Annotated in this window: 7 protein-coding genes; all 7 read right to left on the bottom strand. The window is 41.0% G+C overall.

Features of this window, described 5'->3' with window-relative positions; all coding sequences use genetic code 11:
• Window positions 1–168 precede the first annotated feature (168 nt).
• The 7 genes from GC102_RS14490 to GC102_RS40325 all read right to left on the bottom strand — a co-directional run bounded on the left by GC102_RS14490 (window position 169) and on the right by GC102_RS40325 (window position 5,922).
• Window positions 169–360: a hypothetical protein gene (locus GC102_RS14490; RefSeq protein WP_171690170.1), complete on the bottom strand. Its 192-nt coding sequence runs from the start codon at window positions 358–360 to the stop codon at window positions 169–171.
• Between the two features lie 296 nt (window positions 361–656).
• Window positions 657–1,010 (bottom strand): hypothetical protein, encoded by a 354-nt coding sequence (locus GC102_RS14485; protein WP_171690169.1) that lies wholly within the window; start codon window positions 1,008–1,010, stop codon window positions 657–659.
• Window positions 1,011–1,350: 340 nt separating this feature from the next.
• A complete protein-coding gene (locus GC102_RS14480; protein ID WP_171690168.1) occupies window positions 1,351–1,695 on the bottom strand; it encodes a hypothetical protein in 345 nt (114 codons plus the stop codon).
• A 235-nt stretch (window positions 1,696–1,930) separates the two neighbouring features.
• Window positions 1,931–2,995: a HupE/UreJ family protein gene (locus GC102_RS14475; RefSeq protein WP_171690167.1), complete on the bottom strand. Its 1,065-nt coding sequence runs from the start codon at window positions 2,993–2,995 to the stop codon at window positions 1,931–1,933.
• Window positions 2,996–3,014: 19 nt separating this feature from the next.
• Window positions 3,015–3,932, bottom strand: coding sequence for a TIGR03943 family putative permease subunit (locus GC102_RS14470; protein WP_171690166.1), 918 nt, complete (start codon window positions 3,930–3,932; stop codon window positions 3,015–3,017).
• Window positions 3,929–4,930, bottom strand: a complete 1,002-nt coding sequence (locus GC102_RS14465; RefSeq protein ID WP_171690165.1) for a permease — start codon at window positions 4,928–4,930, stop codon at window positions 3,929–3,931. Before GC102_RS14465 ends, GC102_RS14470 begins: the two co-directional genes overlap by 4 nt.
• Window positions 4,931–4,974: 44 nt before the next feature.
• Window positions 4,975–5,922, bottom strand: a complete 948-nt coding sequence (locus GC102_RS40325; RefSeq protein WP_312883271.1) for an S-layer homology domain-containing protein — start codon at window positions 5,920–5,922, stop codon at window positions 4,975–4,977.
• Window positions 5,923–6,505: the final 583 nt, after the last annotated feature.

Below are 6,505 nucleotides of genomic sequence, written 5' to 3'. Positions count from 1 at the left end.
ATCGAGATTAAATCCTCGAGATCTTCCCCCGTATTGTCGAATTTTTTGAGGTTGTGAACACGAAGCAACGTAAATTTTCCCAACTAATCTCCCGTTACAGTATCAATCTCATGCTGCAGATGAGACGCACCAATGGAAAGACCTATCAATAGCCGGTTTCGTTTTCAGTTACTCTGCAATCATACATTGAAAAGGGCTTTCCCCAGCTTCTTGAAATGTAAAACAAATTGCCCGTAAAAATGAATGCATCCAGATTTGACCCGGCTCAAGGCGACCATTGTGACGGAAATATTGTTTTACTAAATGTGCTTGCAAGCAGATGAAGAAATGTTTCTTGGTTCTTCCTGTTTCCGCATGCATTAAAAGCCCACCTTGAAGTCGGGAAATATTATACATAGAACAAAGGATGTATGTTCTTGTCTAGTATCGGTAAAGGATGTAAATTCTTGTCTTGTAAAAAAGACAAGAATTTACATCCTTTAAAATAATAAAAACCGCGCTGCGCGAGGATCTCTATAGATATATGTACTTGTCCTCTTACTTGTTAAGATATTTATTTTAATTTAGTGTCATAGACGTGACGATGGCTGGAGAATATTTTCGGAAAGAGAATTGTGAGTTTAGGATTGTTCTATAGTTATTTAACAAGAAAATAATTACATTAAACTTTCAATAATTCTTCTGTTACTATCATCCAATTGAATTATACCAGCCATTGGACCAAGCCATCTTGGGATGACTAAAAATGGATTTAAAGTGGTTCTATTCTCGTAGATAGCATAGTACATTACCCTCCCCTTTTCAACCTTTGTCTCATAGTTACTGATGAATCCTCTTTCAACGATTATCCCTTTTTTTATTAAATATAAGTAGTACGAAACACCACCGCTCTCTATGTCTTGTCTCAAAACGTCACAACTTGGTGCACTGCTATTAAAAACATATTTATCTTCTCGATCTGGATAGTATTCATTGTTTTTTCCACGACTTCTAAACAAGTATGTTTTCATAAAAGCTCCCCCACAATGTTAATATCAGCCACACTATCATTAACTTGACCTAATTACTTATAAATTGAAGTGTAAGCAATGCTAATATAATATTAAATTATCAGTTGTCCATAAAGTATCCTAAAAACATGCATAATTAACACAAAAAGTGAACTTTTTCGATATTTCCAATATTCTCTAGAAGAAGTACGCTGCAAGCCGTATAGCTAATTTTTAACGTCGGATCATCTTCACGTAAGTGGAGAGATCTTTATTATCATTTCAGTTTTTCTTATTATCGTTTAATCAAGATATTCAAGATATCTTATTTGACATTAAGAATTCACGAACTAGCCAAGGCCTAAAACAATTCTTCGTCGATGACGTGATTGTTCCCAAGTCGCACACTATCATCAAGAATGGATTTCAGAATTCGTTCATCATAATTGATAAAGAAGTGTCTAGTTGCGGGCTGACCTTTCAGTAATTTCCGAATGAGACCGAGCTCTACGAGTGACTTCACCGCTTTCTCCTGTTGATGTCTGCTCAAAGTCGCGCTACATTCCATGTCCTCAATAGTACAATAAAAATAGCCGGCATCCACTTCCCTCGACTTGCAAAGTAGAAGCTTTTGCTGACCAGTTCTGCATAGAAAACTGCTGCTGGAATACCAATTCTTCTTGCTAGTTCCTTGTTTATCACCCAAACCACCTGCTAAAAATAATGGATATTTTGGTAAAGTATGGTTGAAGCTGATCTCCACATGGGCTCATGGCGGTCAACTTGTTACACTACGCGATGAGAGATTGCATCTTTTTCAATGGATCTACCGGCCGTTTCGACTATACCAGCTAGTTGTGCCTGACTTGATTAGACACGCAATAATAAAAAGAGCTAGCAAAAATACCGCTAACTCTCGTATTGATCAATTAATGGCCTAATTACAATCTTTGAATCAACCAATAAAATGCCAGTACAAAAATAAGGCAAGACGTTGAAATCATCATTTTACGATACCATGGGAACCTTCGCAGCCAAATCAAGAGAGGCAATAATAGGCATAAGATTATGATTTGCCCTGTTTCTACACCTAAATTGAACATCAGGAGCGAGCCAATCAGATTGCCCTTCGGAAGTCCTGTTTCAGCCAAAGCACCGGCAAAGCCCATGCCGTGAATCAGGCCAAATAGGGCTGTCAATATCCACCGCCATTTCGCCTTTTGAACAAACATATTTTCCACGGCCACGTAACAGATGGTCGCCGCAATCAACGCTTCGACCCAAGACGGGATGACATGGATGCGGCCCGATGCCACCAAGAATAGTGTAATGCTGTGGGCAATAGTAAAAGATGTAACAATTTTCAAAGCATCCTTGAAGCGAGATGCGATTAATACCAAGGATAACAAAAACAGCAAATGATCATAACCAATCAAAATGTGTTCGATTCCAAGCTTAAAGTATTTCCACAGAACAGCGCCAGTCTTAGGCTGAGGAAGGTTGACCAGAATATCTCGCTTAGCACTATCAATAATATCATTCTGTAAATTTTCCCCTGAACGGACTATGAGTGTACTCGTATGAGCAGGCGCGTCATCAAACACCATATTGTAATGAAGATTAAATTGTTCGATCACTTCATCAGCGGTAAACCTCAGTTGAAACACCACAGCATTTGTGGAACTCCTTTTTGCCACCTTCATCGAAAGAATTTCCATCTTTAAGGGCTTTGAATCCACATCTATACGCAGACCCTTCTGTACATACGATTCGAGACTCTCTTTTTGCGAGGTCAATTCCTCATTCTCCAGCTTATTATCACCGTTGGAATCGAAATTTTGCATCAAATCTAATTCATCAAAATAAAGGTCATAGAGTATCTCGTTCCCTTTAACATTTAACGACGATAAGCCCGTGCTTACAAAATGCGCAAATGCAGTTGTGGCAGTGCCTAAGCATAAGCATAAAAAGATAATTATCAAATACAAGAGTGAGCGCCGGTTCATAGCTGTACCCCTTTTTTGTTTAGTCAAGTTCCTTAAGAGGATCGTAATTCGCGTGAAGATACGGCGATTCCGGGACTGTAATTTTCTCAACCTGGTCAGCTTTTATCATGATGATATCATTGCCGTTGTAACTGCCGCTTTGGATCGTGCCTGTGACCTTGACCCAAGTATCTTTGGTGTAGTTCTGAGCTGCCGGGAAATCGATCATGGCCCCATATGGCATGGCATCTGCGGAGCAGCAGTTTATGACAAAACGTCCAACGACAAACTCATTGCTTTTCATCTTCTCTTCACGGAAAACAAAACCGCTGATCTCGATTTTTTTTCCTATGAAATTATTTTTGAACAAATCAATCGATGAGAGAATTTCTTTATACAGGGACGGTTTGACTACGATCAGATCTTTTTTATAAAGATTCATCCCGATCTGGGAAAGTTCCTTTTGCCACTCATCGTGGAACATTTGCTCAATCTCCGCATCGGTATTGGCTGTACCTGTTGCTGCCGGGAGCGCCGCCGGCCTTGGGACTGTACTGGCGCTGCTCTTGGGCCGCTCCTGCTTCACAGTTGTGAGATTCATCCCTTTGGCCGAAGCTATAGCGCTGCCTAACGCAGCATTCGGAAGGCAAAAGCCGACGAGCAAAGGGAGAATCAGCAATCCGTACGACAACGTACTTCGAACAGCAGATTGAGGAACAGGTTGTTCACAGTCGCAGGCCACTCGTTTGCCCTGGTAGATACGAATGGCTGAATAACCTTGAAAACAGGCAATAACATATAAGGCAACAGCAGCTACTTTGACATAGATCATCATGCGTGGCGCTAAGTAATACTGGAGCGCATCGGTTTTGGTCAAAAATACGATATAGGACGAAAATCCAAGCAAAATAATCGTACGCAGTAAATAATGCAAGCTCAGCAAGCGATTTCCCTTCATCCAAGGACCTCCCAAAGAAGCGATCCCGCAAGGACGGTAATCGCAACAAGCATAGACAAGACGAGTACGAATCTTGTTTTAAATACGGCGAGCAACATTAAAGTGCTTTTAAAATCCAGCATTGGACCTATCACGAGAAATGTCAACAAAGACCCCGCACTGAAAGTCGACTGAAAGGATGAAGCGACAAAAGCGTCTGAAGTTGAGCATAACGACAGCACATAGGCGAAGCCCATCATAAATAAATGCGAGCTTAGCGGACCTTGTCCGACGGCGACCAAACTTTCACGATGCATAAAGATTTGGATGAGAGCGGTCATCAGGGATCCGAAGACAAGATACTTGCCCATTTCAAAAAACTCGTCCGAGGCATGGACAAAAAGATTTGTTAATTTACTTCCTTGATGCTGATGTCCTTCCAAAGATGTTTGCGCCGATAATTGTTCTTTGCTGTTGCGCAGAGGGTTGCTTTTCAGGAACCGGTACAATAGTACACCGATGACAGCAGCGGCAGCAAAAGCAAGCCCCATTCGCGAATAAGCCATAGCAGGATGATTGCGAAAGGCCAAATAAGTGGCGGAAAACACAATCGGATTGATAATGGGTCCCGTAAGAATGAAAACGACGGCGACATATACCGGCATTCCTTTCAAAATCAGTCTTCTGACGACGGGAATCATGCCGCATTCGCATACGGGAAAAAGAATGCCCAATAAACAGGCGAAGATAATGCCCAGAATTGGATTGGAAGGAATCCAGCGACGAATCGTTTGTTCGGAAACAAAACTTTGCAGCAATGCGGACAGCAATACGCCGAGCAAAACGAAAGGGATAGCTTCCAATATAATGCTGATAAAAATGGTTTTGAAAGATTGGATTTGTTCGGTAGTCACAAAGGAAAGTAACGGCGCGCCTTTATTAATAATAACGAAGACGATAAGGAGGAAGCAGATTGCCGCAGCGGTGTGAATACTGAATCGAGTGTAGGTGGACGGCATATTCACAATCTCCTTTTAGTAATGATGACTAGAACATATTGCTATTATTTCAAGCTGTCCAAGAGTACTTTCACTTGAGGACTCAGGTTTAATGCATTCAGAATGATCGTAAGTGCCTCTGCACGTGTTGATGTGCCTTGCGGATCAACTATCCCATTGTTTTTGCCACTGATGATGCCAGCTTCTGCCGCATCTTTGATTTGATTCTCAGCATATGAGCTTGCGCTTGCCATATCCGTCAAGTTGCCCTTGGAAACATCTTTGTCCAGCATACTCAAGTTGATAATACGGGATATAATAACGACCATTTCTTCACGGCTGATCGTTTTGTACGGCTTGAATGTAGCGTCTTCGTAACCGGCAATCACCCCTGCGCCAGCGAGTTTCTCGATGGCGGTTTTAGCCCAGTGACTATCAATATCGTTCAGAATAACCGATGGATTAGTGCCGCCGTTGATATCGAATATGCGAGAAATGATCATTGCAAACTCGGCACGTGTGATTTGATCATCCGCATGGAATGTTCCATCCTCATAACCATCAATAAAGCTCAGTTTCACAAAAGTATTTATGGTCTTTTCACCCCAGTGTCCTTTAATGTCAGTCATTTCAACCTTTACATCAGCCTTCTTGGCTTCCTCTACTTTGGAAGAGATCGTATCAACAAGTTTACTCTCATTGACAATATCGCTATTGAATACATTATTTTTGTTGTTATTATTGTTGTTATTGTTGTTGTTGTTGTTATTATTATTGTTGTTATTATTATTGTTGTTGTTGTTATTATTGTTGTTGTTATTATTGTTGTTGTTATTATTGTTGTTGTTATTATTGTTGTTGTTATTATTGTTGTTGTTATTATTGTTGTTGTTATTATTGTTGTTATTATTTTTACCGTTGTTACCGTTATTTCCGTTGTTCGATGATGTATCACTCTTTGCACTTACCTCTATACTCCATTCACTGGCTCCTGCGGAATTCTTTGCCCTCACCTTGTAGGTATGGGTTGAGCCTGCTTCAAGACCTGTGTGTGCGAACGGACGCTGTCCAGTACAATATCGGCCGATCCCTGATTTACCGCATGAAATGGCAGCGTAACCAGCGTTACATCGCCGTTCTGGCCAGGAACGTTGCCTTGTTGCGTATATGCGATTTGAATTTTGTTCCCCTCTACTTTAGGCCCCACTGTAAACTTTGAAAGTCATTTTTTCGAAACTCTAAACGGCTTGTATCAAACGATAAATTAACTTCAAATGCGTACATGTCACTTAATTGTTTTCCTTCTACCTTCACTTCAAAGTTATTACCCACCGATATGCTTGGCTCCGTGATGGAAAGTAAAAAACTCGGACTAGCGTTTGCATGAATAAGAGGCTGGGGGAGCATGAACACAATCAAAAGCAACGTCAGACTGAATGCGAGAAATTTTTTAACATCAAAGTAATCCACCCTTCCAAAAAGTGTTAGTGTAATTGGCCATATCGGCGACGGAAGGGGGAGATAAGCTCCCCCCACTTCACTGCCGATCAATCCTCAATTTCGCTAATGCGATCAATTTGACTTTTCAACAATCTG

It is taken from the genome of Paenibacillus germinis, from assembly GCF_013141785.1.
Taxonomy (GTDB): domain Bacteria; phylum Bacillota; class Bacilli; order Paenibacillales; family NBRC-103111; genus Paenibacillus_E; species Paenibacillus_E phytorum.
This window is presented reverse-complemented; position numbering and strand designations above follow the sequence as displayed.

What these genes read in the sequence shown, in the direction of transcription:
- GC102_RS14485 (WP_171690169.1), bottom strand. Translation starts at nt 1,010, where the DNA reads ATGAAAACATACTTGTTTAGAAGTCGTGGAAAAAACAATGAATACTAT.
- GC102_RS14470 (WP_171690166.1), bottom strand. Translation starts at nt 3,932, where the DNA reads ATGAAGGGAAATCGCTTGCTGAGCTTGCATTATTTACTGCGTACGATT.
- GC102_RS14465 (WP_171690165.1), bottom strand. Translation starts at nt 4,930, where the DNA reads ATGCCGTCCACCTACACTCGATTCAGTATTCACACCGCTGCGGCAATC.
- GC102_RS14490 (WP_171690170.1), bottom strand. Translation starts at nt 360, where the DNA reads ATGCATGCGGAAACAGGAAGAACCAAGAAACATTTCTTCATCTGCTTG.
- GC102_RS14475 (WP_171690167.1), bottom strand. Translation starts at nt 2,995, where the DNA reads ATGAACCGGCGCTCACTCTTGTATTTGATAATTATCTTTTTATGCTTA.